General features: G+C 71.5%; 25 protein-coding genes and 2 pseudogenes. 14 read left to right on the forward strand and 13 right to left on the reverse strand.

Annotation, left to right across the window (positions count from 1 at the left end; genetic code table 11):
• Positions 1–405, forward strand: a 405-nt coding sequence (locus ACZ4YY_RS27305; protein WP_468295609.1) for a YsnF/AvaK domain-containing protein, incomplete at its 5' end; no start/stop codon positions are given.
• Positions 406–759: 354 nt separating this feature from the next.
• Complete coding sequence (locus tag ACZ4YY_RS27310) at positions 760–1,287, forward strand: hypothetical protein (protein ID WP_468295616.1); 528 nt, start codon at positions 760–762, stop codon at positions 1,285–1,287.
• A 150-nt stretch (positions 1,288–1,437) separates the two neighbouring features.
• Here the strand turns inward: ACZ4YY_RS27310 and ACZ4YY_RS27315 are convergent, their stop codons facing one another.
• Positions 1,438–1,746 (reverse strand): hypothetical protein, encoded by a 309-nt coding sequence (locus tag ACZ4YY_RS27315; protein WP_468295619.1) that lies wholly within the window; start codon positions 1,744–1,746, stop codon positions 1,438–1,440.
• 16 nt (positions 1,747–1,762) lie between these two features.
• On the reverse strand, positions 1,763–2,176 hold the full coding sequence (locus tag ACZ4YY_RS27320; protein WP_468295621.1) for an SRPBCC family protein: 414 nt from the start codon (positions 2,174–2,176) through the stop codon (positions 1,763–1,765).
• A 550-nt stretch (positions 2,177–2,726) separates the two neighbouring features.
• On the opposite strand from ACZ4YY_RS27320, the gene ACZ4YY_RS27325 reads away from it, so the two are divergent.
• Positions 2,727–3,377 carry an FMN-dependent NADH-azoreductase gene (locus ACZ4YY_RS27325; protein ID WP_468295625.1) on the forward strand — a complete coding sequence of 217 codons (651 nt, stop codon included), beginning with the start codon at positions 2,727–2,729 and terminating at the stop codon, positions 3,375–3,377.
• A gap of 122 nt (positions 3,378–3,499) precedes the next feature.
• On the opposite strand, the gene ACZ4YY_RS27330 is transcribed toward ACZ4YY_RS27325, so the two are convergent.
• A complete protein-coding gene (locus tag ACZ4YY_RS27330; RefSeq protein WP_468295628.1) occupies positions 3,500–4,333 on the reverse strand; it encodes an alpha/beta fold hydrolase in 834 nt (277 codons plus the stop codon).
• A gap of 60 nt (positions 4,334–4,393) precedes the next feature.
• Here ACZ4YY_RS27330 and ACZ4YY_RS27335 point away from each other — a divergent pair, with 60 nt between their 5' ends.
• On the forward strand, positions 4,394–4,849 hold the full coding sequence (locus ACZ4YY_RS27335; protein WP_468295631.1) for a MarR family winged helix-turn-helix transcriptional regulator: 456 nt from the start codon (positions 4,394–4,396) through the stop codon (positions 4,847–4,849).
• A 36-nt stretch (positions 4,850–4,885) separates the two neighbouring features.
• Here the strand turns inward: ACZ4YY_RS27335 and ACZ4YY_RS27340 are convergent.
• The 3 genes and pseudogenes from ACZ4YY_RS27340 to ACZ4YY_RS27350 form a co-directional block, all read right to left on the reverse strand.
• A pseudogene (locus ACZ4YY_RS27340) lies at positions 4,886–5,220 on the reverse strand (LysR substrate-binding domain-containing protein); the annotation flags it as partial.
• 162 nt (positions 5,221–5,382) lie between these two features.
• Positions 5,383–6,423, reverse strand: a complete 1,041-nt coding sequence (locus ACZ4YY_RS27345) for a vWA domain-containing protein (RefSeq protein ID WP_468295634.1) — start codon at positions 6,421–6,423, stop codon at positions 5,383–5,385.
• A 326-nt stretch (positions 6,424–6,749) separates the two neighbouring features.
• On the reverse strand, positions 6,750–7,589 hold the full coding sequence (locus ACZ4YY_RS27350) for an NAD(P)H-binding protein (RefSeq protein WP_468295637.1): 840 nt from the start codon (positions 7,587–7,589) through the stop codon (positions 6,750–6,752).
• A gap of 407 nt (positions 7,590–7,996) precedes the next feature.
• Between ACZ4YY_RS27350 and ACZ4YY_RS27355 the strand changes: the two genes are divergently transcribed.
• Positions 7,997–8,662, forward strand: a complete 666-nt coding sequence (locus ACZ4YY_RS27355; protein ID WP_468295640.1) for a TetR/AcrR family transcriptional regulator — start codon at positions 7,997–7,999, stop codon at positions 8,660–8,662.
• Positions 8,663–8,981: 319 nt separating this feature from the next.
• On the opposite strand, the gene ACZ4YY_RS27360 is transcribed toward ACZ4YY_RS27355, so the two are convergent.
• Together ACZ4YY_RS27360 and ACZ4YY_RS27365 are read right to left on the reverse strand one after the other, a co-directional pair.
• Positions 8,982–10,739, reverse strand: a complete 1,758-nt coding sequence (locus tag ACZ4YY_RS27360; protein WP_468295643.1) for an NlpC/P60 family protein — start codon at positions 10,737–10,739, stop codon at positions 8,982–8,984.
• A 443-nt stretch (positions 10,740–11,182) separates the two neighbouring features.
• Entirely contained in the window at positions 11,183–12,148 is a 966-nt protein-coding gene (locus ACZ4YY_RS27365) for a glycoside hydrolase family 6 protein (RefSeq protein WP_468295646.1), read from the reverse strand.
• A 428-nt stretch (positions 12,149–12,576) separates the two neighbouring features.
• On the opposite strand from ACZ4YY_RS27365, the gene ACZ4YY_RS27370 reads away from it, so the two are divergent.
• Positions 12,577–13,590, forward strand: a complete 1,014-nt coding sequence (locus ACZ4YY_RS27370; protein WP_468295649.1) for a LacI family DNA-binding transcriptional regulator — start codon at positions 12,577–12,579, stop codon at positions 13,588–13,590.
• Positions 13,591–14,000: 410 nt separating this feature from the next.
• Here the strand turns inward: ACZ4YY_RS27370 and ACZ4YY_RS27375 are convergent, their stop codons facing one another.
• Positions 14,001–15,284 carry an alpha/beta hydrolase family protein gene (locus ACZ4YY_RS27375; RefSeq protein WP_468295652.1) on the reverse strand — a complete coding sequence of 428 codons (1,284 nt, stop codon included), beginning with the start codon at positions 15,282–15,284 and terminating at the stop codon, positions 14,001–14,003.
• A gap of 229 nt (positions 15,285–15,513) precedes the next feature.
• Here ACZ4YY_RS27375 and ACZ4YY_RS27380 point away from each other — a divergent pair, with 229 nt between their 5' ends.
• The 5 genes from ACZ4YY_RS27380 to gap all read left to right on the forward strand — a co-directional run bounded on the left by ACZ4YY_RS27380 (position 15,514) and on the right by gap (position 21,931).
• Positions 15,514–16,836: a sensor histidine kinase gene (locus ACZ4YY_RS27380; protein ID WP_468295913.1), complete on the forward strand. Its 1,323-nt coding sequence runs from the start codon at positions 15,514–15,516 to the stop codon at positions 16,834–16,836.
• Positions 16,833–17,534: a response regulator gene (locus tag ACZ4YY_RS27385; RefSeq protein WP_468295655.1), complete on the forward strand. Its 702-nt coding sequence runs from the start codon at positions 16,833–16,835 to the stop codon at positions 17,532–17,534. Before ACZ4YY_RS27380 ends, ACZ4YY_RS27385 begins: the two co-directional genes overlap by 4 nt.
• Positions 17,535–17,820: 286 nt before the next feature.
• The gene (locus ACZ4YY_RS27390; RefSeq protein WP_468295660.1) at positions 17,821–19,464 is read left to right on the forward strand and encodes an NAD-dependent malic enzyme; all 1,644 of its coding nucleotides are present in this window, start codon (positions 17,821–17,823) and stop codon (positions 19,462–19,464) included.
• A gap of 415 nt (positions 19,465–19,879) precedes the next feature.
• A complete protein-coding gene (locus ACZ4YY_RS27395; protein WP_468295665.1) occupies positions 19,880–20,836 on the forward strand; it encodes a GlxA family transcriptional regulator in 957 nt (318 codons plus the stop codon).
• A gap of 96 nt (positions 20,837–20,932) precedes the next feature.
• Positions 20,933–21,931 carry a type I glyceraldehyde-3-phosphate dehydrogenase gene (gene gap, locus ACZ4YY_RS27400; RefSeq protein ID WP_468295668.1) on the forward strand — a complete coding sequence of 333 codons (999 nt, stop codon included), beginning with the start codon at positions 20,933–20,935 and terminating at the stop codon, positions 21,929–21,931.
• Positions 21,932–22,148: 217 nt separating this feature from the next.
• Here gap and ACZ4YY_RS27405 read toward each other — a convergent pair whose 3' ends face one another.
• Positions 22,149–23,135 (reverse strand): BtrH N-terminal domain-containing protein, encoded by a 987-nt coding sequence (locus ACZ4YY_RS27405; RefSeq protein WP_468295671.1) that lies wholly within the window; start codon positions 23,133–23,135, stop codon positions 22,149–22,151.
• 229 nt (positions 23,136–23,364) lie between these two features.
• Positions 23,365–23,694, reverse strand: a complete 330-nt coding sequence (locus ACZ4YY_RS27410) for a helix-turn-helix transcriptional regulator (RefSeq protein WP_468295674.1) — start codon at positions 23,692–23,694, stop codon at positions 23,365–23,367.
• 108 nt (positions 23,695–23,802) lie between these two features.
• Here ACZ4YY_RS27410 and ACZ4YY_RS27415 point away from each other — a divergent pair, with 108 nt between their 5' ends.
• Positions 23,803–24,207: an STAS domain-containing protein gene (locus ACZ4YY_RS27415; RefSeq protein WP_468295677.1), complete on the forward strand. Its 405-nt coding sequence runs from the start codon at positions 23,803–23,805 to the stop codon at positions 24,205–24,207.
• A 398-nt stretch (positions 24,208–24,605) separates the two neighbouring features.
• On the forward strand, positions 24,606–25,034 hold the full coding sequence (locus tag ACZ4YY_RS27420) for a DUF6003 family protein (protein WP_468295680.1): 429 nt from the start codon (positions 24,606–24,608) through the stop codon (positions 25,032–25,034).
• A gap of 308 nt (positions 25,035–25,342) precedes the next feature.
• Here ACZ4YY_RS27420 and ACZ4YY_RS27425 read toward each other — a convergent pair.
• Both ACZ4YY_RS27425 and ACZ4YY_RS27430 read right to left on the reverse strand, forming a co-directional pair.
• Positions 25,343–25,435: pseudogene (locus ACZ4YY_RS27425) on the reverse strand (hypothetical protein); the annotation flags it as partial.
• 26 nt (positions 25,436–25,461) lie between these two features.
• Positions 25,462–25,707, reverse strand: a complete 246-nt coding sequence (locus ACZ4YY_RS27430) for an MFS transporter (RefSeq protein WP_468295683.1) — start codon at positions 25,705–25,707, stop codon at positions 25,462–25,464.
• Positions 25,708–25,903: 196 nt separating this feature from the next.
• Here ACZ4YY_RS27430 and ACZ4YY_RS27435 point away from each other — a divergent pair, with 196 nt between their 5' ends.
• On the forward strand, positions 25,904–26,554 hold the full coding sequence (locus ACZ4YY_RS27435) for a TetR/AcrR family transcriptional regulator (RefSeq protein ID WP_468295689.1): 651 nt from the start codon (positions 25,904–25,906) through the stop codon (positions 26,552–26,554).
• The last annotated feature ends 159 nt before the right edge of the window (positions 26,555–26,713 follow it).

Consider the following 26,713-nt stretch of genomic DNA (forward strand, 5'->3'; position numbering starts at 1 on the left):
AGAATCGCGAAAACCGGGAGCGGGGGGGCGGCCCCCCCCCCCACCGCCCTCCCCCCCCCCCCCCCCCCCCCCCCCCCCCCCCCCCCACGGCTGCGTAAGTACGTCGTCACCGAAGAGCAGCAGATGACCGTCCCCGTCCGCCATGAAGAGGTCCGCGTCGAGCGGGAGCCGATCACGGACGCCAACCGCGGGGACGCCATGGCCGGCCAGGACATCTCCGAGGCGGAACACGAGGTCACCCTCCACGAGGAGGAGCCCGTGGTGGAAACCAGGGCCGTGCCCAAGGAGCGGGTCCGCCTGACCACCGACGAGGTCACCGAGGAGGAGACCGTCACCGGCGAGGTCCGCAAGGAGCGCATCGAGGCCGACGAGGAGACCGACGAGCGGGGCAAGCGCCGCCGCTGATCCGACCACGTACTACCTACCCACGCGCCCGGGACGGGAAGAGCGACGGCCCCCGTCCCGGGCGCCCCGCGCGCCCGCGACACCGAGCGGCCGTCATGCAACCCGGGCGGCAGTCTCCCGGCCCGTGTCGTCGGCGGTCGCACCGGTGCCGGCACCGGGGCGGGCCGGTCGTCGACCCTGGAGCGGAGATGGAGCGGTGATGGCCGGGGCCAGGCAGTCCTCGCCGCGCTGACTCGTCTCGTGAGCAGAGCCAATGCCCGGTGGTGTCGCGTCCGGGTGGTGGGCTGCTGCCGTACGAGTACGTGCTGCACCGGCGGGGCGACAGACACGCCGTGCGGGGGTAGGCATGGCCGCATGATGAAACGCGTGCTGCGGCAGGGGCTGGTGGCGGGTGCGGCCGGGGCCGTGGTGATGACGCTGGGCGAGAAGGCCGAGCAGCGCCTGACCGGCCGTCCCGGCTCCCACGTTCCGGCGCGCACCCTGGAACGCATGACGGGCATGGCTGAGCAGCCGGGGCGCCGGTCGTTGGCGCTGAACTGGGCGATGCACTACGGGCAGGGCGCGCTCATGGGCGTGTTGCGGTCGGTGATGGCCCACGCGGGACTGCGCGGGCCGGTGGCGTCGGCGCAGTTCACCGTGGTGCGGTTGACCAGCGACCAGATTCTGGAGAACGCCACCGGGGTCGGCGCCCCGCCGCAGACCTGGCCGCGCACGGAGCTGGTGGTGGACCTGCTGCACAAGGCGGTCTACGCGTTCGCGACCGGAGCCGTCGCCGACGCGCTGGCCGCCCGCTCCGGGCCCGGGCAGCGGCACGCCGCCGAGCGGCCCGGCCGGCGCGCGGATGTCGGGCCGCTGTCCCGCCCGGACGCTCACGGAGGGTAAGCGAACACTGGTATCGGCGGGGTGCGGCTCCGAACCCTGGAGTCGGCGTTGCAGGCCGGGCGGTCTCCGTCCTCGGCACCCTCGCCCGAGGAGCGCGCGCCGATGGACAGCCGCCGGTCGCGAGCCGGTGGGCCGCCGAGCGGTCTCCGCTCACGGCCGCCGCGTGGTGCGGCGCCGTCGTGGGCGTGTGTCCCGGTCACGACGCCCGGCCACGGCGGCGCAGCGCGGACACTGGCGCCGCACCCGGTCCGCCGCGCCGCCGGTCTCCCGGAACGTGTCAGGCCAGGTGACGTGCGGGAAGCGGGTCAGTCGGGAGCGGTGGAGGGACAGTCCGCAGACGGTCTCGTTGCGGCCCGGTTCCCAGGCGTGGACCTCTCCGGTCGGCAGGCGGCGCCGGCCTTCCTCTTCGTCGGTCCACTGTCCGGAGGCTGCGACGGCGTACTGCTTGGCGCGTGGCATGGTGTCCGGCGGCGGGTCAGTCGGCCTCGAGGTCCCCGCGCGTCCGCACCAGCTCCTCCAGACGCCGGAGGCTCGTGTCCAGGGCGTCGCCCACGGACTTCTCGCCGGGATCGTGGCTGTCGTCGAAGAAGGACAGGTGGACCGTCACCTCACTGGTTCCGCTGTCCATGCCGGCGACCTGGAGCCATCCCGTGTAGCCGCCCCGGTCGCGGGTGCCCCACTCGAGGCGCATCTGTTCGCGTCGGGCGCGGAACAAGGCCGCGGTGTCCTCGTCGGTGCGGTCTTCGTGCACGGTGACGGCGGGCAGGCCCTCGGCCTCGACGTGCAGGGCATCCGGCAGCCAGGCATCCATCCGACCCACGTTCGCCGCCTGGTCGAAGACGTGCTGGGGCTGTGCGGACATGGTGCGTGAGCGTTCGTACTCGGTCATCGTGGTACCGGCCTCGCATCGGTGGTGGTACGGCGCAACGCGTTCCCGTCCTGCCCGGACGTAACCATGGGCAGCGGGCCCGTCCGGGGGTACTCGCCGCGTGCGGACGCCGTCCGAGGCACATACCTCCACCGAGAGGTGACCGACGATGACGTCGACGAGAGTGTTGTGGACGACGGGCGCGGGCATCGTGGGGGCTGCCGTCGCCCGGCGGCGACCTCGCCGCCTCCGCTGCTCGGGCCGGTCGAACCGGCGCGAGCAGCGGGCGTAGGAGCCGGCGCCCCGGGCCGGCCGCCAAGCGGGACGCGCCGCCGGCTGCTCGCCCTCGTCGCCTGGTGCTTCGGCCGGTGTCGGGCGCGAGGGTGTGCCTCACGGTCGGGGACGCGGGTGACGACGTCCTTCCCGGCCCTGGTGAAACCGTGCGCAGAGTCCGCGCCACGGTGATTCAGGTCACAGTCGCTGGACCTCGACTGCGCTTGAGGAAACAGGCTGGTGGGCACCACAGGGCGCCCGCGTGAAGGCGGCCCTTCCGATCCTCGGGAGAACAACCATGGCCACACTGCTGCACATCGACACGTCCCTCAACGGCGAGAACTCGCACTCCCGCGCGGTGACCGCCGCCTTCCGTCGGGCGTGGGAGAGCGAGAACCGGCAGAGCTCGGTGATCTACCGCGATCTCGACGCCGACCCGATACCCCACCTGCGGGCCGCCGCCTACTACGCCGGCTACACCGCACCGGCCGACCGGTCCCCCGAGGAGCGGGCCGCCTTCGCCCTCCGCGCCGAACTGATCGCAGAGGCCGAGGCGGCGGACGTGATCCTGCTCAGCGCACCGATGTACAACTACTCGATCCCCTCGACGCTGAAGGCCTGGATCGACCACGTCTTCGCCGTGGGCCGCACCGCGATGACCGAACACCCGTCACTCGCGGGCAAGCCCGCCGTGGTCGTGACCAGCCGCGGTGGGTCGTACCGGGAGGGAACCCCCCAGCACGGCAACGACTACGTCCAGAGCTATCTGCAGCAGGCCCTCGGCACCGGTCTCGGCCTGGACGTCACCTTCATCGTCCCGGAGTTGACCCTGGCCCCGACCGTCCCCGCGATGGCCGGCCTGGTCCCCCTCTTCGAGGCCTCCCGCACCGACTCCCTGGCTGCCGCCGAGTCCCACGCCAGGGAACTGGTCATGCGGCTGGCCGCATAGCCGCACCGTGACTGTGGAAACGGGCGTCTCCGCAGCCCGTGCACAACCGCCGTCACGACGCGCGCACGAGGCCATCTCTGAGACGGCAGTCGCAGAGAACCCGCTCAGCCCGCCGTTCGGCGTCATCCCAGGAAATCCATCAGGCGGTCGTTCAGCTGCTTCGGCGCGGTGAGCGGCAGCGAGTGGTGGGTGGCTCCGGGGAGCAGTGTCACCTCTCCCCGTGGGAGCACCCGGCGGGCCCGGTCGGCGACCTTGACCGCGTGGTGGGCGCGGCTGTGCTCCGCGAGCAGGACCAGGACCGGCATGAGGAGGTCGGCGGCCCGAGGGCGGGCGCCGGTGACGAACGTGCGGCCGGGAACGGTGGTGGCCAGCGCGTAGAGGCGCTGCCAGGTCTCATCCGGATGGGTGCCTGCCGTCTCCCAGGCCAGGAAGGCACGGGCGCGGGCCTCGGTCGGGCGGATCAGGGTGGGCAGCGCGCGCAGCAGATAACCGAGGCGGAATCCGGCGAAGACCTGGGTGGGGTCGACGAGGGCGAGCCGGTCGACCCGCCGCGGTGCGCGCAGGGCGTACCTGACGGCCAGCCAGGCGCCGTACGAGTGACCGCACAGGTGCGTGCGGGCGAGCCCGAGCCCGTCCAGCAGCGCGTCCAGCCAGGCCGTCAGGTCGTCGGCGCCTTTCACCGGTGTGCCCCGGCGTTCGGTGCGGCCGGCGTCACCCATCAGATCCACCGCGTGGACCCGGTATCGCTCGCCCAGGGCCGACGCGTTGGCGCACCAGGCAAGGCCGGTGGCGGAACCGCCGGGCAGCAGCACCAGCGGGCTGCCGTCCGCCGGGCCGTACACGTGGACCCGGGTGCGCCCGTATGGAGTGGCGACATCGCGCTCCTCGGTGGATTCGGGCCAGCGGGCGCGAAACTCGTCGTAGGCGAGGTCGAACCTGGACAGGGACACGGGCATTCCTCTCGATGGGCGATAATCTCGCTCAGCGAGATATTACGTCGGGTCCGAGGAGTGTGCATGGACGATCAGAGCCCGGTGATGAGACTGGTTCACTTGCTGCGCGCGGTCACCGTGGAGTTCGACCTGCTCGGCGCCGAGTTCGCCGCGCGCCACGGGCTGCATCCCACCGATGTGCGCGCGCTGATCCATCTGCTGGACGCGTCGCGGGCCGGTACCCGGGCCACACCCGGGTGGCTCGGCGAGCAACTGCGGCTGAACTCTGCCGGGACCACCGCACTGGTGGACCGGCTGGAGCGGCTCGGACTGGTCCGGCGCAGCAGGGACACGGCCGACCGGCGACGCGTGCTGCTGGAGGTGGAGGAGAAGGCCACGGAACTCGGGTGGACCTTCTTCGGGCCGGTGATCAGCGAGGTGGTGGTGGCCGCGGAGAGCTTCGAAGCGGGTGAGTTGGAGACGGTGCGTCGCTTTCTGACCGCAGTGCTGGAGTCCGCCGGGCGGGCGCGTTCGGTCTGACGTTGCTTCGGCGCGGGATCAGGTGGGGGTCTCCTCTCACCGCGGCGCCTCCCGGCACCAGTCGACGAAGTCCTGGACGACGGGATCGGTGTCGTCGGCGGGGGACCAGGCGACGCCGACCTGACTGGGGCTGACGCCGGTGACCGGGTGTTAGGTGATGCCGGGCCGCGCGTAGAAGCGGGCGGCGGACGCCGGGGCGAGGGCGATGCCGTAGCCGTTGGCGATGGCGCTGAGCCAGTCGTCCGGCTGGTCGGCGACGGCCCCGACGCGGACCGGGTGGCCGTCGCGTTCGTCGGTGGCCAGCCAGTGTCCCGCCAGCGGCCTGACGCCTCTGGGGCGGCGACGAACGGCTCGTCCCACAGGTCCCGGACGACGATGCGGGCCCGGACTGAACTCACCGACGGTGACGGTGATCAGGCCGTCGCACACGTCGTCCACGGCGGGTACCCCTACGCCGCGCCCACAGCCGTCGACTTCGATGCCGGTGGGGGGACGGGCCGGGTACTTCTGGGCCCGACGGGGTTGTCAAGGCGTCAGAGCATCAGCAGGAGCCGTGTGTTGGGCACGAGCTTCCGGTTCACGCTGGTGCTCTGCACGAAGATCGTGAAGTCGTCGTTGTGGTTCGGCTTGACGCGAACCTCCGCGTCCGGGAGGCCCAACAGGGCTCGGGCCTCGGGTCCCGTGTAGACCCGGTCCGTCTTCTTCTCCAGCACCGCGATCTGCTTCCGCGCCTGGATCTTCTCCGACTTGCTCAGCTGGTAGAAGGCACCGCCGGTTCGGTAGGTGTGCCCGCATTCGGTGACCCACTCCCGGATCGCCGCGTCCCGCGCCACCGAGATCAGTTGGTATGCCGACGGATCCACCGGGGTGAGGCCTGCCGCCTTGATGGTGTCCTTGTTCACCGCCTCCGCACCCGTGGAGAACACCGCGCGGGATCCTCGGATGCCCTGGGTGCGGCCCACCATGAACTTCTCGGTGGCCTGCTGGATGACCTGCCCGGCCTCCTCCAGGCCTTGCGTGCTCGTGGCGTCCCAGATGGCGACGTTGTCCTTCGGGAAACCGCACTGCATGGCCTCGCGCTTGCCCATCTGGTCCGGCACGAGGACGGCCAGCGTCCAGTTGTCCTTCTGCGTCTCGATCATCTGGGCCACGGCCTCGACCAGTTGACGCGGATCCTTGGCGGGGGCGTCCGGGCAGCGGTGACTTGCGTTCTCCTGACCGTCCGTGAGGACGAACGTCAGGAAGCTGTGGTCGCCGTACAGCTGAGCTGTCTGCGCCAGCTCCCGCTGTGACTTCAGTGCGGCCGCCAGCAGGGCCGTCATCCCGCCGACCCGATACAGCTGCTTCAGCGACGGCATCCGCAGTACGTCCTTGTCGTAGATGACGCACTCCACCTTGTCCGCGAAGACGTACACCGTGACGCGGGTTTCCTGGTCCAGCTCCCTCGACCGGCGGGCAAGATAGGAGATCTGCTGGTCGGCGACTTCGACGACCTTGCGGCTCAGGTGCGACATCGACGAACTGGCGTCCAGCACGAGAGCAACGTGGTTGATGTAGTTCTGGTTTCCGGTCATGACAGCTCCCCCTCTTTCCGACTCGATGCCTTAACCGTCTCACGCACCACTGACAATCGATCTTGGCTCCGGGAGGGTTGGAGGACCCGGCCGACCGGTATGGGCGCAGCCCCGGCGTGCGAGGCACGAGACCGGGGCTGTCGCAGTGAGCGCTGCCGTCGTTCCGCCGTGCGGCTCCGGCTCGTGTGCGAGTACGGAGGCCGTGCGCAGCACGCTGTCCCGGACCGGATCAGGCAAGGACGAGTGGCGGCGGACCGGTTCGCTCTCCGGCCGGGCTGCCCGAGTGGCCCCGTCGTGAGGAGCGCTGTGCCGGCCCTGTCCAGCGGTCAGGAGGTGGTGAAGTCGGCGATGTGGTCGGTGGCCCAGGCGGTGAAAGGGCGGGCGGGGTGGCCGGTGAGGTCCTCGACGGTGTGCGTGAGGGTGACGTGGGTGCCGTCGTGGGCTTCCCACCAGTTCAGCAGGGCGTCGGCGTAGGGGCCGGGGAGGTACTCGGCCACCTCGCGCTTCCATTCCTCGCGTGTGACGTGGTGGACCGGTATGGGGTGGCCGAGCGCGGCGGCGAGTTGGTCGATCTGCTGGGCGAAGGTCAGCGACTCGGGTCCGGTGAGGGTGAACTGTCGCCCGCGGTGGCGGGGGTCGGTGAGAACCGCACGGGCGGCTTCGGCGAGATCGAGCTCGTGGAGGGGGTCGTTGTGAGCCCCCGGGTAGGGCAGGCGGACGGGCTGCCCTGCCCTGATGGGCCAGGCCCAGGCGGCGGCGTTGGAGGCGAAGGAGCCCGGCCGCAGGATGGTGGTGCTCAGCGGCGAGGCCAGCAGCGCCTGCTCGACGTCGAGGTGGGACGTCGCGATCGGATTGTCGGCGGCGTCGGGGGCGAGGACGCTGGAGGAGGACAGCAGGACGATGTGCTCGACTCCGGACCGGTGGGCCTCGTCGACGAAGTCGGTGATGCGGTCGGGCTTGGCGTAGAGGAACACCTGGGTGGCCCCGGTCAGCGCGGCGGGGAAGGTCGCGGGGTCGGCGAGGTCGAGGTGGACGGTCTCGACGCCGGCGAGCGGCGTGAGCTGGTCGGGCCGGGCGGAGCCGAGTCGGACGGGCAGCCGGCTCTGGTGGAGCAGGCGGGTGAGGTGGGTGGCGACCGCGCCGCGGCCTCCGGTGATCAGAATCATCAGTGTGCTTCTTTCTGCTGCTCAGAGGATGGATGGGGCAGTGGTGCGGGGAAAGGGCGATCGGGGAGAACCTGTGACGCGGCCGTGGCAGGCCACGCTGGTCGCGGCCACGATCAGCGGACTGGTCGGGCGCTTGAGGTGGACGGTGGTCACTGCGGCGCCGCCGAGGGCGTCTGCGCGCTGCTGAAAGGCGGTCAGGGCGCTGGAGTCGAAGCCGGATCGCTCAGCGCCGCGAAGGGGCGAGCACACCGCTTGGAGAGGACGGGGTGAAGGTGCTGGTCATGGCGCACTTCCCTGAAGATGAGCGGACTGCGAACTGTGTTCGTCACGAACAGCGTTCGCCTTGAAGCTAGGCAACGAACGATGTTCGTGTCAAACGCTGTTCGTCCCGGAGGTAGGCTGGTCTCATGAGCAAGCAGCCGATCAGCCGTCGCACACGGCCCGCCAAGGCGGCCCTCAGCCGCGACGTCATCGTGCGCACCGGCCTTGCGATCCTCGACCGTGACGGCCTGGACGCGCTGACCATGCGCCGCGTCGCCAAGGAACTCGACACCGGCCCGGCCTCGCTCTACGTCTACGTGGCCAACCGCGACGATCTGATGGCCGCCATGCTCGACGAAGCCCTCGCCCACCTCCCACCGGTCTCGCAGGGCACCTGGCAGGAACAGCTCCGGGCCCTGGCCGCCGCGGCCATCGAGGCCATGAGCCGGCACGAGGGCCTGGCCGCCGTCGCGCTCGGCGCCATCCCCACCGGCGACCACACCCTGCTCGTCCTCGACCGCATGCTCGCCCTGCTCAAACAGGGCGGTCTCGACGACACCACGGCCGCTTGGGCCCTCGACCTCCTCTGGCTCCACATCGCCGCAGCCGCCACCGAGCAGAGCACCCACAACATCCGGGGAGCGGGCGAAGAGGCCGCGGTCACCGCGGCCGACCGCCGGTACGCAGCCCTGCCCGAGGACCGCTACCCGATGATCACCTCACTGCGCCAGGCGCTGCTCTCTCCCGGCGACCGCGACACCTGGGGCCTGAGTGTCCTCATCAACGGCATCCTCCGGACCCCCGCCCGCTGACCCGCTCTTCGGCTCCGGTGCTCAAGCCCTCGACCTCAGCAACTCCCACCGGATGCCAGGCGCCTTCACCGGACGGGCCGGCCCCCGTCGGCCGACCTCGGCGACGACGGCACCGTGCGCGTCATGCTCTTCGGCGGGCCGGGTCCCCGTGGTTGCGGGCGGTGGCTCTCAGGTGTGGAGGTCGGCTCCGGTGCCGTTTCCCGCATGACCCGTCATGGCAGGCCGTGACGGGGTGTCGGCAGGCGCGGTCGCTCCCGCGGCACGGGATCCGCACCCGCCGGTTCCGTCGGGACGTCGGCTCAGCTGCTCCTGACCCGGCTCAGATACGACGCACGGTGTGCAGCGTCCTGGCGTACGTCCCCGAGCCGTCGAGCAGGGACGCGCCGCCCAGGTCGGACATGGTGGGCCCGTTGACCGTCTTGCGGCTGGAGAGGAAACGGCGTTTGCCGGCGGCGTCCAGACCCAGGTAGATGCCGACGTGGTCGATGGTCAGGCTGACGCCGTCGTCACTGGAGTCGGCGTTGAACAGCACCAGGTCGCCCGGCTGGAGCAGGGCCGCGGCGGGCGGGGTGGCCCCGGTGGCGCGGTCGACGACCACGCCCGGCGCGTAGTCGGCGATGTGCCGGGACCTGCGCGGGATCCGGGTGCCGGAGGTGTCCTGGTCGGCGGCCAGGGGAACGCCCAGGTGGTAGCCGTAGACCATGCGCGTGTAGCCCGAGCAGTCGAGGTTGCCGGCCTGCTTGCTGGACGGTCCCGTGTACGTGCCGTCCGGGAACGTCCAGCCCGTCTTCATGTACTCGTGGAAGTCGGCGCCCTCGAGCCGGTAGCCCTGCGCGTCGAGATAGCCGTACCCGGCCTCGCCCAGCACCTGCCTGCCCTGGGCCGGCCCGGTGCCGGCCGTGACCGCCGGCGCGCCGCCGAGGAACATCGCGGCATGGGCGAGGACGTCGGGGACGGTGGATCCGGCCCAGCCGCGGATCGTCTGCTCCAGCGCGGCCGTCCAGGTGCCGTCGAACGGCTCGGGGAGCAGGCGCACCCAGTCGCCGTGGGTGACGGTGGGCAGGAACGCCCAGTTCGCGGCGTCCACCTCGAGGCGGCTCACGGACAGGCGGACGGGCAGGTTGGTGCAGCCCTCGTTGGCCAAGGCGCGCAGGCCCACCCGCCCCTTGGTCAGGGTGGGCGTGGCGTCGGTGACGTCGAAGACCCACGAAGACGGCTCCGTCGACGCGGACTGCCAGGCCTTCGCCTGAATGCGTGCGCCCTCCCGCCGCACCCGGATCGTCCAGTCGGTCCCGGCCGGCACGCCCGTGGCCAGGGTGACCGCCGTTGCCAACGAGGCCACGGCGTTGTCGACCTCCTTCTCCAGCCGCATCTCGACCGCCCCGGAGGTGAGGAAGGACAGCCGGGCCCGGTAGTGGTTCTGGGAGCTGCCATAGCCGAAGGTCAGCGCGAAGGAACAGGCCTGACCGGTCGGCACCTTGTCGAACCTGGCCGTGCACCGCACGTCGACGTCGGTGATCTCGTCGTCGCGCACGCTGGCGTGGCGGCTGTACCCGGCGGTCGTGAGGTCGATGATTCCGGTGCCTGGCACCACCGAGAAGTCGGTCCTGAAGGTCTCGGACGTGATCCACTTGCCGCCGCCCGGCGAGGTGCCCCAGTACACCCGGTCCGCCTCGTTCAGCGTGAGGTCCGGCAAGCTCCGCTGGAAGTCGTCCACGAATGGCCGCTTGTTCTCCGCGAACGTCCGCTGCGGGCCGGGCAGTACGACGGTTCGCGCGCCGTGCGTCAGCAGGGCGACGCGCCTGCCGCCGGAGGTGACCTCGGTGCGGGCCGGGGTGCCGGAGAGCACGGTGGTGGTGAGCGGGGCGGTGAGGGCCACCGAGGTGAAGTGCGAGGCGCCAAGGGGCGCCATGGTCACCGACGAACGGGCCGAGGACAGGCCGCCCGGGCCGGGGAAGGCCGGCACGTCCGCCGCCGCGGCGGCATGCGCCGGGGTGGCGGCCATGCCGGCGAGCGGCGCGGCGGTGGCAGAGGCCGCGAAGGCGGCGAGAAGTCTTCGTCGAGATGTGTGAGACATGTGTTGCATGATCCATCGCCGCCCGCCGATGCGTCACGGCGCCCCCGTCGTCGGCCGGTCCCGGGCGAACGCACGGGCGGTCCGGCGCTTGCGGCGGCGGCCGCCCGGGTGTCCCGCCTGTCGGCACTGGGATCGTCGGCGCTGTCGGACAGCCGCGGTGAGCGTCACCGTGGTCGGTGACGGACCGATCGCCGGGGTGGATCGCCGGCCCGGCGTGGCGGACGGCGCCCGTGACCCGGTCGCGCAGGAGAGGCGGCCCGGGTCACGGGGATCCGGCTTCAGGGGTCCTCGCACTGTGCCCGCCTGGGCCGTGCGGCCCGGCACCGCACCTCGCCGCGTTGCCGGAGGGTCCTGGTAGCGGAGCTACGGGGACCCTCCGGCGCCTTGCGATGCACGGCACCGGACCACGCGGCCTGATCAGGCGCTCATCGTGCAGGGACCCCTCAGTAGCCGTAGATCATCTTGTAGGCGACCTCGGGGAGGAACTGTCCGGCCGAGGAACCGGCTCCGACGCCGCAGTTGCCGTCGGACTCGCCCGGAGTCTTGATCCACAGGAGCATCTCGGCGCCTCCGCCTATCTGGGTGGGGGTGCCGATGCGGCGGCCCGAGGGGTTGCACCACTGGCCGTTGGAGCCGTTGCCGTTGCGGCTGGTGTCCACGACGAACGGCTTGGTGTAGCCGTAGCGGGCGCGGAGTTCGCCGTTGACGGCGTTGCCGTAGGCCGTGTTCTCGGCCGTGGTGAAGTAGTTGGAGATGTTGAGCGAGAAGCCGTGGGCCTGACGGAGACCGGCCTCGTGCAGACGTCGGGCCATGACCGCCGGGCTCGCCCAGCCCGGGTTGCCGCCGTCGAGGTAGACCCAGGTGTTGGGGGCCTGGCGGCTGAACTGCGTGAGGGCGCCGGAGAGCATGCCGCGGCGTTCGTCGATCTGAGCCTGGGTCATGCAGCCGTAGTCGCCGAGTGAGTCGGGTTCGAGGAGGACGACGGCCGGTCGGTTGGCGATCCCGCCGGCGAACTGGGCGATCCAGGTCGCGTAGGCGGACGGCGAGGCGGCTCCGCCCGCGGAGTGCCCGCCGCAGTAGTCGCGGTTGTAGATGTTGTAGGCGACGAGCAGGGGCAGCTTGTCCCGCTGGTCCGCCGCCCCCGCGTACGCGCCCGTGGCGGTGCCGATGGCTCCGCTCCACGAGCCGAACCAGCGGGCCGACGGCGTGTTGGCGAGGGAGGCGTTGATCGCGGGCGCCCGGCCGTCACCGGGGTTGGCGGCGACCCACCGTTTCGCACTGGAGTCGGGGTCCACGTAGAAACCGCTGGTCATCGTTGTCGGGTCGGCCGCCTGGGCGGACGGTGCGACGGCGAGCACCAACGGCAGGGCGAAGAGCGCTCCCACGAGGGCGCGGAATCTGCGGCGCATGACTGTACCTCGGTTTCCTGACAGGGATGCGTCGCACGCTCTCGTCGCGAGCATGCGACGCGCTGAGGAGGTGCGGTGGTACGACGTCCCCCCGAGTCGGCGGCTCTCCAGCGGGACGACATCCCCCGGAAAGGCCTCAACACTTGTTGGGAGCGCTCCCATTGGAAGCGGTCCCAGCGGCACTTGAAGACTTCTGGGGTATGGTCGGTATCGTGTGTCGTGCTCGCAAAGCTGTCAAGAGCCGAGGTTCGACGCTCGCCGATTCACCTGGTGCGGACGGGACTTGACAGCCCGTTGGCTGGAAGCGCTCCCAGCACTTCGACCTTGCGGGTGCCGGACGTGCCGTACGTCGCCCACCGGTCGGGTGGCGGCGGCGAAGGCCGGGGTGAGACGCTTCCCGTTCGTCGCGAGGGAAAGGCTGATGGCTCATGGCAGAAGGCGCGCCGCGTAGGCAGCCGACGCTCGCTCAGGTGGCCGAACTCGCCGGCGTCTCCCGTTCCGTGGCCTCCCGAGCCCTCAACAACGCACCGCACGTCAGCCGTGCCAAACGCGAGGCGGTCGAAAGAGCCGTCCGACAACTCGCTTACGTGCCCCATCCGATCGCACGCGCCCTGGCCACCCGCCAGACGGGAGCGGCCGCCCTGGTCGTCTCGGGCGAGGATCCGTCGATCTTCGCGGATCCGTTCTTCGCCCAGGTGATCGTGGGGGCGTCGGCAGCCCTGGAGGAGGCGGACCTGCATCTGATGCTGTGCCTGGCCGCTTCCGACCGCGGCCGCAAGCGGGTGGAGGAACTCCTGCGGTCACCGGGTGCCGACGGCGTCATGCTGATGGCGCTGCGCGAGGACGATCCGCTGGCCCGCATGGCCGAGGAGACGGAGATGCCCGTCGTGTTCGGCGGACGCCCGGTCGGTCCGACCCCCCGGTGGTACGTGGACGTCGACAACGTCGGCGGAGCGCGCGAGGCGACCGAGTACCTGGTCTCGCGCGGCCGGACCCGCGTGGCCGCGATCTGCGGGCGCCTGGACACCGAGGCCGGGCGCGCCCGGTACCGCGGCTACCGGGACGCCATGCTGGGAGCCGGGCTCGCGCCCTTGCCGCCGCAGGAGGGGGACTTCACCGAGCCCAGCGGTGCCACCGCCATGGCCGCACTGCTGGCGAACCACCCCGACCTGGACGGGGTGTTCGCCGCCAACGACAACATGGGGGCGGGAGCGGTACGCACCTTGCGCGAGGCCGGCCGACTGGTCCCGGCGGACGTCGCAGTCGTCGGCTTCGACGACCTGGCCGTCGCCCGGATCACCGATCCTGCGCTCACGACCGTCCATCAGCCCATAACGGCCTTCGGGCGGGAGATGGCGCGCATGCTCGTCGCGCTCGTCGACGGACAGGACCCCAGCCCGCTGATCCTTCCCACCCGTCTGGTCGTCCGCTCCAGCGCCTGACGGCTGTGACCCGCACTCCCGGCGAAGGGGTCCTTCTGTGCCCGCCCGGGCCGCGCGGCCTGATCAGGCGCTCATAGTGCAAGGGCCCCTTGAGCGGCTGCCGAGGCCGGTGAGTGCGCCCTTCGACGCCAAGGTCCACTGCCCACGTGTTCCGGCGGGGACGACCGGCAGCGTCCCTGTGTCCGCTGCCGGGTTCGGCCACCGTGCGGGGGAGTCAGCCGTCGAGCGGGCGGCTTGATCGCCTGCCCGAGTGGCCGCCCCGGGTGCTCACGGACGGCATGGCAGCCCGGGCCGCCGACGACCCGGCGGAGGCGGCGGAGCCGCTGCCGCGGCCCTCGCCGAGCGGCCGAGGTCGGTGGCCGATCCCGGGCCACCGGGCCGTGAGGACCGCGGTGGCCCGGGATGCGGGATCAGCTACTGCAGGTCGGCGACCCCCCGGAGCAGACCATGACTTCGGGGAAGTGCCTCGACGCCTGGTCGAGCAGGGGTTGTGGCCTGTGACGCAGGTGCAGGTCCATGAACGCGCGGCTGTATCGGCGGGTGATCTGCGACGCGCGGGCGGCGGGCAGGGTCGCGCCGATGTCGAGGCCGAGTTGTTCCGCGAGCAGCCCGACGTCGGTGAAGGAGGCGTGCTCGGCGCCGGCCACCACGAGCCAGCGCTTCCATCCGGTCAGGTGCCGCCAGTCGCGCTCCCAGGTGACGGCCGGGCCTCCGCCTCCCGGGGTGTATGCGCCGGCCCTGCCCAGGAACAGGAACGGCCGGGACAGGCCGCTGCCGGGAATCGGGACCTGGATGGTGCCGTCGATGTCGATCCCGGCGCGTATCCGGGAGTCGGCGAGCATGGCGGCGCTGGTGCTCGCGCCTCCCACGGAGTGGCCCGCCATCGCGATCCGGTGGGGGTCGATCAGCAGGGCGCCGTTCCACCGGGGGTGTGGTGCGGTCAGTTCGTCGAGCACGAAGGAGACATCGGCAGCTCGGCCCGTCACCAGCCTGTCCCAGAACGCCGGGTCATGGTCCACCTCGCAGGCGGCACAGGTGGCAACCCGTCCGTCGGGGAAGGTCGTGGCCACATTCTCGTACGTGTGATCGATCGCGGCGACCATGTAGCCGTTGCTGGCCAGGTCCTCGGCCAGGGCGGTCAGCGTCGCGCGGGGCTTGCCGAAACCGGGCGAAAGCACGACCAGGGGCACACCGCGCCGACGTCCCACCGGTTCGGCGTCCCCGACGGCGTTCGTCCGCGTGGTGCTCAACACCTCGAGGGGCATGCCGGTGATGCCGCCGTCCGTGAGGAGCAGCTGCGACTCCGTCGGCGTCATGTACGGCGCCCGTCGCCCGTCCGAGGACTTCGCCGGGTACCACACGGAGACCATGAGTTCCCTCGCGTCCTGCCCGGGTCTCCAGGGGTCGGGGCGGGAGACGTCCGTCAGATGGAGGGACGTTCTGCCGACCGGGTGCGGGCCGGTGGGCACGGGCAGGTACGGCGTGCCGCTCGATGCGACCGACGATTCGGCGGAGCCGACGGCAGTGGGCGACGCGTCCGCGGCGGAGGCGGGTGGGGACGCGGCCAGGACGAGGAGCCCGGCCACGGCGGCCAGGCCGCGGCGCACGATCCGGTTCCGCGGTGTCGGTGGTGGGTTGCCCGACGCCCTGGTCTCGCGGTCCACGGCGTGCGGTTCGGTCGGCGGTGCGGTCATGGTCGTCCCTCCGTCGGGTTGTCGACTCCGGCTCCGTGGACGCTAGAGGCGGCGCCGGACCGGGCGCGCCCGCCGCCGGGACCGTTTCCGGTACCGCGAGAGGATGAGGCCGGCCGGCGTCATCCCTGCGATGTAGTCGTTCGGTGTATCCCGGGTGACCACAGTGATCACAGGGACGGACGTCGCGGGCCCGGGCCTCGGCGAGAATGGGGCCGTGACGACCGTGCCGATGGTGGAGCGACTACGCGAGCGGGTCGGCCCCGACCGGCTGCGCGAGCGGGAGAACGCGGACCGACCGGGAACGTCGGTCACGCGACCGACGGGCCGAACGGGTCCTCAGCCGCGGCTCACCCGGCGCGGCCGGACGTTCGACGTGGTGCTGGCACTGGTCATCGGTGCCGGCGCCGTCCACTACGTCCTCGACAACATGACCGCCGTCGTCGACCGCGGCGACCGGCCCGCGCCGCTGCCCGGCGAGTGGATCGCTCCGGTGATCGTCGCGGTCATCGCGTCGGCACCCTTGGCGCTGCGCCGGCGGTACCCGCTAGCCGTGCTGTGGGTCGTGCTGGCAGCGGTCGTGGCGACACCGCACGACGCGCCTCGGCTCACCTTCTACGCCTGCGTCGTCGCGGCCTACAGCGCCGCCGCCTACAGCCCCCACCGGATTCCGACCCTGGCGAGCCTGGCGACGGCGGTGTTCCTGGTCAGCACGGACTCGGCACTGCCCACGGTCCCGGCCAAGTACGCCCCGTACCTGATCCTGGTCCCGATCGTCGTGGCGGCCAACGGCCTGCGCACATGGAAACTGCGGACCGAGGAGGGCCGCAGGCGCCTGTCCTCCATGGAACGCGAGCAGGACGAGGCGCTGCGCCGCGCGGTCGAACACGAACGCGCCAGGATCGCCCGCGAACTGCACGACGTGGTGACGCACCACGTCAGCGTGATGGTCATCCAGGCCGGGGCAGCCCGCAAAGTCCTGGACGCCCGTCCCGACCAGGCCCGCGAAGCGCTCCTCGCGGTCGAGGCCGGCGGCCGGGCGGCGATGACCGAACTGCGCCACGTCATGGGGCTCCTGACCCCGGACACCCACGCGGAGCCTGACGGCAGCGGGGCCGACACGGCGGACCTGACGCCACAGCCGGGCCTGGACCAGATGGAAGCGCTGGTCGCACGGGTGCGCAGGGCCGGGATGCCGGTCAGCCTGACCGTGTCCGGGCGAACGCGTCCGCTGCCGTCCGGGGTCGAACTGACCGCGTACCGGGTGGTGCAGGAGGCACTGACGAACACGGTCAGGCACGCCCCGGGGGCGACCGCGGCGGTCACCGTCGACCACGCCCCCGACCGACTCCGGGTGGACGTCACCGACGCCGGCGGCACACCGGGCAGGTCCGGGTCGAGTACCCCGGGGACCACCGGCGGCGCCACCCGGACCGGACGGGGGCTGATCGGCCTGCGCGAGCGTCTCGCCGTCTACGGGGGAACGCTGCGGGCCGGGCCGCACCCGGCAGGTGGTTACCGCGTCACCGCGGTCATTCCCCTGGAGGCTTCGTGACCGGCTCGCCGCGCGTGGTGATCGCCGACGACCAGGCACTGGTCCGCACCGGCTTCCGGATGATCCTCACGGCCGACGGCGTGGACGTGGTCGCCGAGGCGGCTGACGGCGCGGAAGCCGTCGACGCGGTCCGGCGCACCCGACCCGACGTGGTGCTGATGGACATCCGCATGCCGGGACTCGACGGGCTGGAAGCCACCCGCCGCATCCTGACCGGCACGGACCACGAGCCCCGCGTGATCATGCTGACCACCTTCGACCTCGACCGCTACGTCTACGCGGCCCTGTCCGCCGGGGCCTCGGGTTTCCTCCTCAAGGACATCACTCCCGAACACCTCGTCGCCGCCGTCCGCATGGTCCGCTCCGGCGACGCGCTGCTGGCCCCGGCCATCACCCGCCGTCTCGTCGAACGATTCGCCCGCCACGACGCCGACTCCACCGCGGTCCACCGCGACCTGACCACGCTGACGCCCCGCGAACTCGAAGTGCTCCACCTGCTGGCGCACGGACTGAACAACGCCGAACTGGCCGCTCACCTCCACCTCGCGGAGGCCACCGTCAAGACCCACGTCGCCCGTGTCCTCGCCAAACTCGGACTCCGTGACCGCGTCCAAGCCGTCATCGCCGCCTACCGGACCGGACTCGTCAGCCCCGCCGGAAACCCCACCACCCCGCCGGCCGCCGACGCACCGCTTTGAACACCCCAGGGCGCACACCGGCTCGTGTACGCCCCTCGCATCTGGTTCGTGAAAGGCGTGCGAGCGCGTCGACGCCGTAGAGCCGGTAGCCCGCCGCGCGCTCCGGTCGGTGGGCTCGGGCCGACGGTGTGCGGCAACCGCCGCCCGAGCGGGGGAACGTCGGCCGTGCGGGACTGCCGCTCTCCTGGACGGGGCGGGACGGTGGGCGGCCCGCTGACGGTTCCTTGCCGACGTTTTGCCCTCGGCCTGACGTGAAGGGCAGGGCATGCAGGGCAGGCGGGAAGGCATGACTGAGAACCATTCCCGCCAAGGCACCGCACACCTGTATGACCCGCTGCGCAACAAGGGAACCGCGTTCAGCGCGGAGGAGCGGGCGGAGCTCGGCCTCGACGGGCTGCTGCCGCCTGCCGTGGAGACCCTCGACGACCAGGCCGACCGGGCGTACGCGGCGTTCCTCGGCTACGACAAACCGCTCAACCGGCACATCTACCTCCGCCAGCTCCAGGACACCAACGAGGTGCTGTTCCACCGGTTGGTCACCCGCCACCTGGAGGAGATGCTGCCGGTCGTCTACACGCCGACGGTCGGCGAGGCGTGCCGCCGCTTCAGCGAGATCTACCGCCGCCCACGCGGGTTGTTCCTGTCGTACGAGGACCGGCACCGCTTCCCGGAGATCCTGCGCAACCGCCCGCACGACGACGTGGACGTCATCGTCGTCACCGACGGCCAGCGCATCCTGGGCCTGGGGGACCAGGGGGTGGGCGGCATGGGCATCCCGATCGGCAAGCTCAGCCTCTACACGGCGATCGGCGGTATCCACCCCGCTCGAACACTGCCGATCCTGCTGGACGCCGGGACGGACAACGAGGACCTGCTGAACAACCCGCACTACCTGGGCCGCCGCGAACGCCGGGTGACGGGGGCCGAGTACGACGAACTGGTGGAGGCACTGGTGGCGGCCGTGGAGGCCGAGCTGCCGGGAACGCTGCTGCAGTGGGAGGACTTCGCGACGGCGCACGCCCGGCGCATCCTCACCCGCTACCGCGACCGGCTGCTGACCTTCAACGACGACATCCAGGGCACCGCCGCCGTCGCGCTCGGTGCGCTCACCACGGCGACGCGGGTGGCGGGCACCCGGCTCGCCGACCAGCGGTTCGTGATCCTGGGTGCGGGCTCCGCCGCGATCGGCGTGGCCGACATGATCCGGATCGCACTGGTCGACGACGGCGTGCCCCAGGAGGAGGCCGCCTCCCGATTCTGGTTCGTGGACGTCGACGGGCTGCTGACCGGTTCCCGCGACGGGCTGACCGACGAGCAGCGGGTCTACGCCCGCGACGACGAACAGGAGCCGTACAGCCTGGCCGAGGTCGTGGACCGGGTGGAGCCCACCGTGCTGATCGGACTGTCCACCGCGCACGGCGCCTTCACGGAGGAGATCGTGCGGCGGATGGCGGCGTCCTGCGACCGCCCGGTGATCTTCCCGCTGTCCAACCCGACGTCCCACTCCGAGGCCGACCCGGCCGACCTGGTGCGCTGGACGGACGGCAGGGTGCTGGTCGCGACCGGCTCCCCGTTCCCGCCCGTGACGGTCGACGGCCGCGAGGTGCCGGTCGCGCAGGCGAACAACGTGTACGTCTTCCCGGCCATCGGCCTGGCGGTCACCGCGAGCCGGGCCACCCGGGTCACGGACCGGATGATGGTGGCCGCCGCACGCGCGGTCGGTGACCGCGCCGCCCGGTTCGCCCCGGACGACACCGACGCCCCCGCCCCGCTGCTGCTGCCGCTGCGGGACATGCGGGACGCCGCACGGGAGATCGCGGTGGCCGCGGCGACGGCGGCGGTGGAGGACGGCGTCGCCCCGAAGGCCACGCAGGAGGAGCTGCGCGCGGCTGTCGAGGCGGCCCAATGGAGCCCCGAATACCCGCGGTGACAGCCGCACCCGCCGCACCCGCTCGGCGGCGGCGTGGGCCACCGAGGGCTCCGCCCGGCACTTCGACCGCCCACTCCGGTCGGGACCGCGACCGACGGGCCCAGTGGGGCACCGATTCCCCGGCCGGGCAGCGGGCCGGGGTTCCGACCGGAGTGGTCGCCCTTCGGCGCACGAGGACGGGGCCCCCAACTCGTCGTCGGTGTCGAGGCACCGAGCACGGCGCGTCCGAGTCCCCCCGACCACGTCGGGGTAAAAGCACCGAGCACGGCGCATCCGAGTGCGCCCCCGACCACGTCGTCGGGGTCGAGGCACCGAGCACGACCCCCGTGCGCTTCACCGTCGACGCTCCGCGCTCGACCACCCGTCCGCTCGGTCCCGTGGGCGTGTCGGAGCAGGCCCCACGTACCCTCTTCCCGTGCCGTCCCCCCGTCTGCATCGCGTTGCCGTCCTCGTGCTCGAAGGCGCGAAACCGCTCGATGTCGGCATTCCGGCACAGGTGTTCACGACCCGCACCAGCATGCCGTACGAGGTGCGGGTGTGCGGGGCCGCGCCCGGTCTCGTGACCGGCGGTGACGGCCTGTCGTACTACGTCGCCCACGGCCTTGACGCCCTCGCGTGGGCCGACGTCGTCTTCGTCCCCGGCTACCGGCACCCGGACCGCGACGACCCGCCGCAGGCCGTCGTCGACGCGCTGATCGCCGCACACGCCCGGGGCGCGCGGCTCGCCGCCATCTCGACAGGAGCCTTCGCGCTCGCCGCCACAGGTCTGCTCGACGGCAGACGCGCCACGACGCACTGGCACTACTCGCGGGCACTCGCGGCAAGGCATCCGCTCGTCCAGGTCGACGAGAACGTCCTGTTCGTCGACGAGGGCAGCGTGCTCACCTCGGCCGGTGCCGCCTCCGGCATCGACCTGTGCCTGCACATCCTGCGCGCTGACCTCGGTGTGGCCGCGTCCAACCACGCGGCCCGCCGCCTGGTCGCGGCCCCCTACCGCAGCGGCGGCCAGGCCCAGTACGTGCCGCGCAGCGTCCCCGAACCGCTCGGGGAGCGCTTCGCCACCACCCGCGAGTGGGCGCTGCACCGGCTCGACGAGCCTCTCACCCTCGACGTACTGGCGCGGCAGGCCGGGGTCTCGGCACGCACGTTCTCCCGACGCTTCGTCGAGGAGACCGGCTACACGCCGATGCAGTGGGTGATGCGCGCCCGCATCGACCTGTCCCGCGAACTGCTCGAGCGGTCGCAGCGCAGTGTCGAACAGATCGCCGCCGACGTCGGGCTCGGCACCGGCGCGAACCTGCGCCTGCACTTCCAGCGCATCCTCGGCACCACACCGAGCGAGTACCGGCGCACCTTCACGCGGGGCGAGTAGCTGCGTGGCGGGATCCTTGTGAACCATGGCGACCGCGCCACTGTCAGCGGCACCGGTCGCGGGCGAGCCTGGGGGCGAAGGGAAGGGACATCACTCATGACTCGCATCGCCATCAACGGATTCGGCCGCATCGGACGCAATGTGCTGCGCGCACTGCTCGAACGCGACAGCACCCTGGAGATCGTCGCCGTCAACGACCTCACCGAGCCCGCCACTCTCGCCCGGCTGCTCGCCTACGACAGCACAGCCGGCAGGCTCGGGCGTCCGGTCACCGTCGACGGAGACGCCCTCGTCGTCGACGGCCGTCGGATCACGGTGCTGGCCGAGCGCGAACCGGCGCAGCTGCCGTGGGCCGAACTCGGCGTCGACATCGTCCTGGAAGCCACCGGCCGCTTCACCTCCGCCAAGGCCGCCCGCGCCCACCTCGACGCGGGCGCGCGCAAGGTCCTCGTCAGCGCGCCGTCGGACGGAGCCGACGTCACGCTCGCGTTCGGGGTCAACACCGACGCCTACGACCCGGACCTGCACACGATCGTCTCCAACGCCTCCTGCACCACCAACGCGCTCGCTCCGCTGGCCGCGGTCCTCGACGAACTCGCCGGCATCGAACACGGGTTCATGACGACCGTGCACGCCTACACGCAGGAGCAGAACCTCCAGGACGGCCCGCACCGCGACCCCCGCCGCGCCCGCGCCGCCGGCGTCAACATCGTGCCCACCACGACCGGCGCCGCCAAGGCGATCGGCCTGGTGCTGCCGAACCTCGACGGCAAGCTGTCCGGCGACTCGATCCGCGTACCGGTGCCGGTGGGCTCGATCGTCGAACTCAACACCACCGTCGCCCGCGACGTGACGCGCGACGACGTGCTGGCGGCGTACCGCACCGCAGCCGAGGGGCCGCTCGCCGGCATCCTCGAATACTCGGAGGACCCGCTCGTGTCCTCCGACATCACGGGGAATCCGGCCTCGTCGATCTTCGACTCCGCCCTCACCCGCGTCGAGGGCCGCCACATCAAGGTGGTCGCCTGGTACGACAACGAGTGGGGCTTCTCGAACCGCGTGATCGACACGCTCGAGTTCCTCGCCGCGCGCTGATGGGACCCCGAGGCGGCACCCCGCCTCGGACGACCCCGCGGCCCGGCACTTCCCTTGGGTGTCGGCTGCCGTGGACGTGGAGGAACGGTCTGAGGGCGCACTCGCGCCCGCACGGCCCCGGCTCACGCGACGGACCGGGCGCCGGCCCCCGCGCAGCACGAGGTGCCGCTGCCGTACGGCCGGTGCGCCGCGTGGGACGAGGTGAGGTCCCCGTCGATCACGAGCAGGCACTCAGCGCCTGCATCGCGTCGCGTTCTATCCGTGCAAGGTCGCAGAGGACGGCGCCCGCCTGATCGAGGCACTCCCCATCGCCCGATGTGCCGGCTTGTGCGATCAGCGCCGCTGCTTCCGTCCACAAGGTGGCTGCCTCTGAGTAGAGCCTGTGGCCGGTGCGCAGGTGGCTGCTGTCGTGCAGTTGAGCGCACTCGGCCAGGAAGTCGCGGTAGAGGTTGCGGAACAGAGCGCCGCCGGTGCCGGCCCTTTCCATCAGCAGGGCAGCCCGCGGTAGATCCCGCTGCGGGTCGTCGGTGCGCCGAAGCCATGTGCGGACCAGCTTGCCGGCCTTCTCGATGCCTCGGTAACCGAGGTTGGCGATGGGCGGGTGGAGGAAGGCGTCGGCGCAGGCCGTGACGGCCGCGACCGCGCTCTCCCGCGGGGAGGGCAGTCGCTTCGGAAGGGCGAGGGTGAAGGAGCGGTGCTTGGCTGTCATCGGGCCGCGCGCGGCCCTGGCCCGGGCGAGGCTGGTCAGGCTGGTGGACACGGCTCCGCCTTGCTGGTCGGTGTCCACCAGGTAGGCGTCGTGGTCGTCGTAGCCGTACATGGCGACGACATGGCCGCCGAAGTGCACCTTCGAGACGAAGTAGTCCAGGTGGTAGCTGTCGACCTGTAATCCGACGGGGTGGCCGGCCTGGATCGGGGCCGCCACGTTCTCCCATGCCCTGCGGGGGGAGGTGGTCTCCTGGACCAGGAGTTCCAGCCCGAGTCTCGCGGCCAGGTTCCTGGTGAGGTCGAAAGGCCTGACCCGTCCGCCGAGGAAGGGGAAGTCCATGTTCTTGCCGTCCCAGTAGACGAACGAGAGACCGGCCCCGAGGCCGAAGAGCATGGGCTCGGACAGATCGAGTCCCTGGTGCCGCAGCAGCACTCCGAGAGCGGTCGTCTCGCAGTGCTGCGTACCGCGGACATCGACGCCGTTCACCTCTGGCATGGCAGTGCTCTCTTCCGGACGGGGATGGCTCATCGGGCCTCATGATGCCGCGGTCGACCCGGGGTCATCTGCAGAGGCGCAGGAGCACGGCACTGCTCCCCGGGCGGCACACCCCGGCCGCGGGTGCAGCCGCTCGACCGGGCTCGACCCGCTGGTGGACAGAGGCGGCCCTGACCGTGCCCGGGTCTCTCGTCCACCACTGCCTCGTGGTGTCGGGGCTCAGCGACCGCTAGGGGGCGACCGGCTTCCTGATGCGATCGCTCTCATCCTGTACGAGCAGGGAAAGCAGGGAAGCCACGGAGAGGCCGGCTTCGGCCGGGTGACGCAGCACCTTGTCCGGCTCGATGCGGTAGGTGTTCGTGCGGCCGTCCCGGGTGTGGGAGAGGTAACCGTCCTGCTCGAGATCGGAGATGATCCGGGCGACGGCGCGCTCCGTGAGTCGGCAGCGGGCAGCGATGGCGCGGACGCGGACGTTCGGGTTGTCGGCGATGACGGCCAGGACGCGCGCGTGGTTGGTGATGAACGTCCATCCGGTGTGAGATTCGGGCACTGCAACCATGCCCCGGATTTTACGGGGCCCACCGTTGCCGAACACGGATACATGACATACTTTTCAGGTAACGGACGACATCCTCCCGCAAGGGAGAACAACACGAGGAGCCCGAAGGTGCCCTGGGACGAGGCCGCCATGCCGACGCTCACGAGCGACACAGGCGGGAAGCCGTTGCCGGAACAGGCCACCTCGCAGGCCCCGGAGGACGCTGAGGTGCTGCAGTACCCGAGGCGCGGGGCTTGGGTCGTCGCAGCGCGCGGCTCCTACGACCTGCACACGATCACGCCTTTGGCGAAGACGCTGGAGGCCGCGGCCGAGAAACATACGAAGGTGGTCCTGGACGCCTCTGGCGTCACCTTCGCGGACTCGACGTTTCTCAACCTGCTGATCCTCACTCACCAGGCGGTCACCTTGCGTCTGGTCGCACCGTCACCGCAGCTTCAGCGGCTCTGTGAGATCACCGGAGTCGACACCCTTCTGGAGACACGGCGTACGGTCGACGACGCTGCCGTCTCCTGAAACCCCTTCTGTTCGGAGCTCCATGGCGGGCCCGCCGGGACGACGGCCGTGGCTCCACCGGTGGCCACGCGGAGCGGGCCGGCCGGCTCGAGCGTCCCGGTGCGCTGTTCGTCCAGGACGGCCTGGGCGCGGGGTCCGGCGGCAATGGTGTCGGCGTGGATGTGCCGCCGGCCGTCCACGCCGTGCTGCCGGTGAAGCCGTAGCCGAGGAGGCAACAGCCTTCACCGAGCAGTGAGCGGTGGGAGCGTTCGACCCTGCCGGGCGCTGCGGGTCGGACCCGGGTCGTGGGCGGACCCGCGCGTCCCCGTAGCGGTGACCCGGCACCGGTGAGCCGGCGGTAATCCGGGCGAGGCGGGGTAATGGGATGTCGATCAGTTCCCGTCGAGAAGGAGCCGAGGATGACCGACGACGCCTACCTGTTCCTGCTGGACGACGCGTCCGCCGCTGCGTTCGGCGTGGCTCCCGCCGCCGTCGGCGATCTCGCCTGCATGGAGACTCCCGCGGTACGCGCGTGGCTCGACGCTCATGGCAGCACGCCCACCTCCCCGCGCCTGCGTCTGTTGCCACCGGAGGAGACGGCGGCCATTCCCGAGGGAGCGGAGCGACTGCCCGTCCCGCTGAGCGACGAGGAACTGAGCCGTGTCCGCCACCGGATGGCACCGGAGCCGTTCGCCCGGATCGAGGAGGAGCTGCTCGCCTACCGCGACTGCACGGACGACCGGGACGGGCTGATCGGACGCGCACTGGCCGCCGGCATGCCACCGCACCGCATCGTCGAACTCACCGGGGTGGATCCCGCTACGGTGACTGCCGCGTCGGACGGCTGACGGGGCGACGACGGCAGCACTCTCTCTCGGACCGCTCGATCACACCCGGGAACCCCGCGCGGAAAACTGCTCGGCATCCCCCCGGACCGCCGGGAAGGGGCTGGTCGACATCGGCCTCTGACCCCAACCGCTGTCGGCGTGGGCCGAGTTCGTCGACAGGGCTTGGCGAGTCGCCGTACCGGTGGGCGGTTCGCCAAGCCCTCACGTACGGCCAACCGCCCACGCCGGGACCCTCTGAAACCGCTCAGCGGCCAGCCGCCGACCATCGGGCCGATCACCGTACCCACGCCCACCGCCGCCGACCAGACGCCTATCGCCCTGGTGCGCTCGGCGCCCCGCGGGAAGACCTGCCCGATGATCGCCAGCGTGGCGGGCATGATCAGTGCCTCGCCGACCCCCATCGCCCCCCGCGCCGCGATCAGCGCGGTCACGGAGCCCGCGTAGGCGGCGGCGACGGCGCGACCGTGAACAGCGCCAGACCCGTCATGAAGACCCACTTGCGGCCCAGCCGGTCGGCGATGCTGCCGCAGAACAGCACCAGGCTGCCGGACATCAGCAGATAGCTGTCGACGATCCACTGCAACTCCCTCGTGGACGCGCTCAGTTCACTCACCAGGGTCGGCAGGGCGACGTTCAGCACGGTGGTGTCCAGGCCCACCGGCAGCAGGCTCACGCTGACGACGGCCAGGGTGAGCCACCGGCTCGCGGGCGGGGCCCCGCGGTCAGGGGGTGCAGCGATCAGATGGGCAGACGGGGGACACGAAGTCCTCCTCTTGAACGGGGGCGGAGAGGCTGCCTCCGCCGACGGCTGAACTGTACGGACCAGTACATGTGAACTGTTCAGTTCAGTCAACTGTTAGACTCGACGCATGAGCGTGGACAGCGTCAAACAGCCCCCCAGCGGCCCGCGCGCCGAACAGAAGCGGCAGGCCATCGTCCGGGCGGCTCGCGCACTCTTCCTGCGGGAGGGGTTCGGCGTCGGAATGGACGCGATCGCCGCGGAGGCAGGCGTGTCCAAGGTGACCGTCTACAACCACTTCGGCAGCAAGGAAGCGCTGTTCACCGCAGTCATCACCAGCGCGCTCGACGAGCCCCTCGGCCACGCCTCCTCGGCCGCGCTCGAAGGGCTGGCCGAAGCCGAGGACCTGCGCGCGGCTCTCATCGACGCGGCCCGGTCATGGGTGCACGCCGTCAGGACGAACCAGGACGTCATCGCCCTGCGCAACCTGGTCGCCGCCGAACAGCACCGCTTCCCCGAACTCGGCCGGGCCTGGCACGGCCACGGCCCCGAGGGTCACCATCCGGCCGTGGCCGGCGCCCTGCGCACGCTCGTGGATCAGGGCCGGCTCGTCATTGCGGACCTGGAAGCCGCCATCGTCCAGCTCTACGCGCTGCTGGTCTTCCCCCACATGGTGTTCAGCACCTACGGCACTCACATCGAGGACGGCCTCACGGACCGCCTCATCGTCAGCGGGGTGGACATGTTCCTCGGCCACTACGGTCCGGGGCAGAACTGCTGAGTCCTGCGTTCCCGGCCCCACGACGGCGGAACGGGGTGCGCACGCCATAGCCGGCATCGGCGACGGCCCCGGAGCCTTCTAGGATGTCGGCCGCGCGTCGATGTCATACGCGGTGGCCGACACGCGGGCGTTCCTCATGGGCGGACACGCGTCCGTGAG

The organism is Streptomyces sp. NPDC030143 (assembly GCF_055573695.1).

Coding starts and splice junctions, on each gene's coding strand:
- ACZ4YY_RS27390 (WP_468295660.1), top strand. CDS start 17,821: ATGACTGAGAACCATTCCCGCCAAGGCACCGCACACCTGTATGACCCG.
- ACZ4YY_RS27330 (WP_468295628.1), bottom strand. CDS start 4,333: ATGCCCGTGTCCCTGTCCAGGTTCGACCTCGCCTACGACGAGTTTCGC.
- ACZ4YY_RS27420 (WP_468295680.1), top strand. CDS start 24,606: ATGACCGACGACGCCTACCTGTTCCTGCTGGACGACGCGTCCGCCGCT.
- ACZ4YY_RS27320 (WP_468295621.1), bottom strand. CDS start 2,176: ATGACCGAGTACGAACGCTCACGCACCATGTCCGCACAGCCCCAGCAC.
- ACZ4YY_RS27360 (WP_468295643.1), bottom strand. CDS start 10,739: ATGTCTCACACATCTCGACGAAGACTTCTCGCCGCCTTCGCGGCCTCT.
- ACZ4YY_RS27365 (WP_468295646.1), bottom strand. CDS start 12,148: ATGCGCCGCAGATTCCGCGCCCTCGTGGGAGCGCTCTTCGCCCTGCCG.
- ACZ4YY_RS27325 (WP_468295625.1), top strand. CDS start 2,727: ATGGCCACACTGCTGCACATCGACACGTCCCTCAACGGCGAGAACTCG.
- ACZ4YY_RS27410 (WP_468295674.1), bottom strand. CDS start 23,694: ATGGTTGCAGTGCCCGAATCTCACACCGGATGGACGTTCATCACCAAC.
- ACZ4YY_RS27350 (WP_468295637.1), bottom strand. CDS start 7,589: ATGATTCTGATCACCGGAGGCCGCGGCGCGGTCGCCACCCACCTCACC.
- ACZ4YY_RS27355 (WP_468295640.1), top strand. CDS start 7,997: ATGAGCAAGCAGCCGATCAGCCGTCGCACACGGCCCGCCAAGGCGGCC.
- ACZ4YY_RS27435 (WP_468295689.1), top strand. CDS start 25,904: ATGAGCGTGGACAGCGTCAAACAGCCCCCCAGCGGCCCGCGCGCCGAA.
- ACZ4YY_RS27345 (WP_468295634.1), bottom strand. CDS start 6,423: ATGACCGGAAACCAGAACTACATCAACCACGTTGCTCTCGTGCTGGAC.
- ACZ4YY_RS27380 (WP_468295913.1), top strand. CDS start 15,514: ATGGTGGAGCGACTACGCGAGCGGGTCGGCCCCGACCGGCTGCGCGAG.
- ACZ4YY_RS27370 (WP_468295649.1), top strand. CDS start 12,577: ATGGCAGAAGGCGCGCCGCGTAGGCAGCCGACGCTCGCTCAGGTGGCC.
- ACZ4YY_RS27315 (WP_468295619.1), bottom strand. CDS start 1,746: ATGCCACGCGCCAAGCAGTACGCCGTCGCAGCCTCCGGACAGTGGACC.
- ACZ4YY_RS27310 (WP_468295616.1), top strand. CDS start 760: ATGATGAAACGCGTGCTGCGGCAGGGGCTGGTGGCGGGTGCGGCCGGG.
- ACZ4YY_RS27335 (WP_468295631.1), top strand. CDS start 4,394: ATGGACGATCAGAGCCCGGTGATGAGACTGGTTCACTTGCTGCGCGCG.
- ACZ4YY_RS27375 (WP_468295652.1), bottom strand. CDS start 15,284: ATGACCGCACCGCCGACCGAACCGCACGCCGTGGACCGCGAGACCAGG.
- ACZ4YY_RS27405 (WP_468295671.1), bottom strand. CDS start 23,135: ATGCCAGAGGTGAACGGCGTCGATGTCCGCGGTACGCAGCACTGCGAG.
- gap (WP_468295668.1), top strand. CDS start 20,933: ATGACTCGCATCGCCATCAACGGATTCGGCCGCATCGGACGCAATGTG.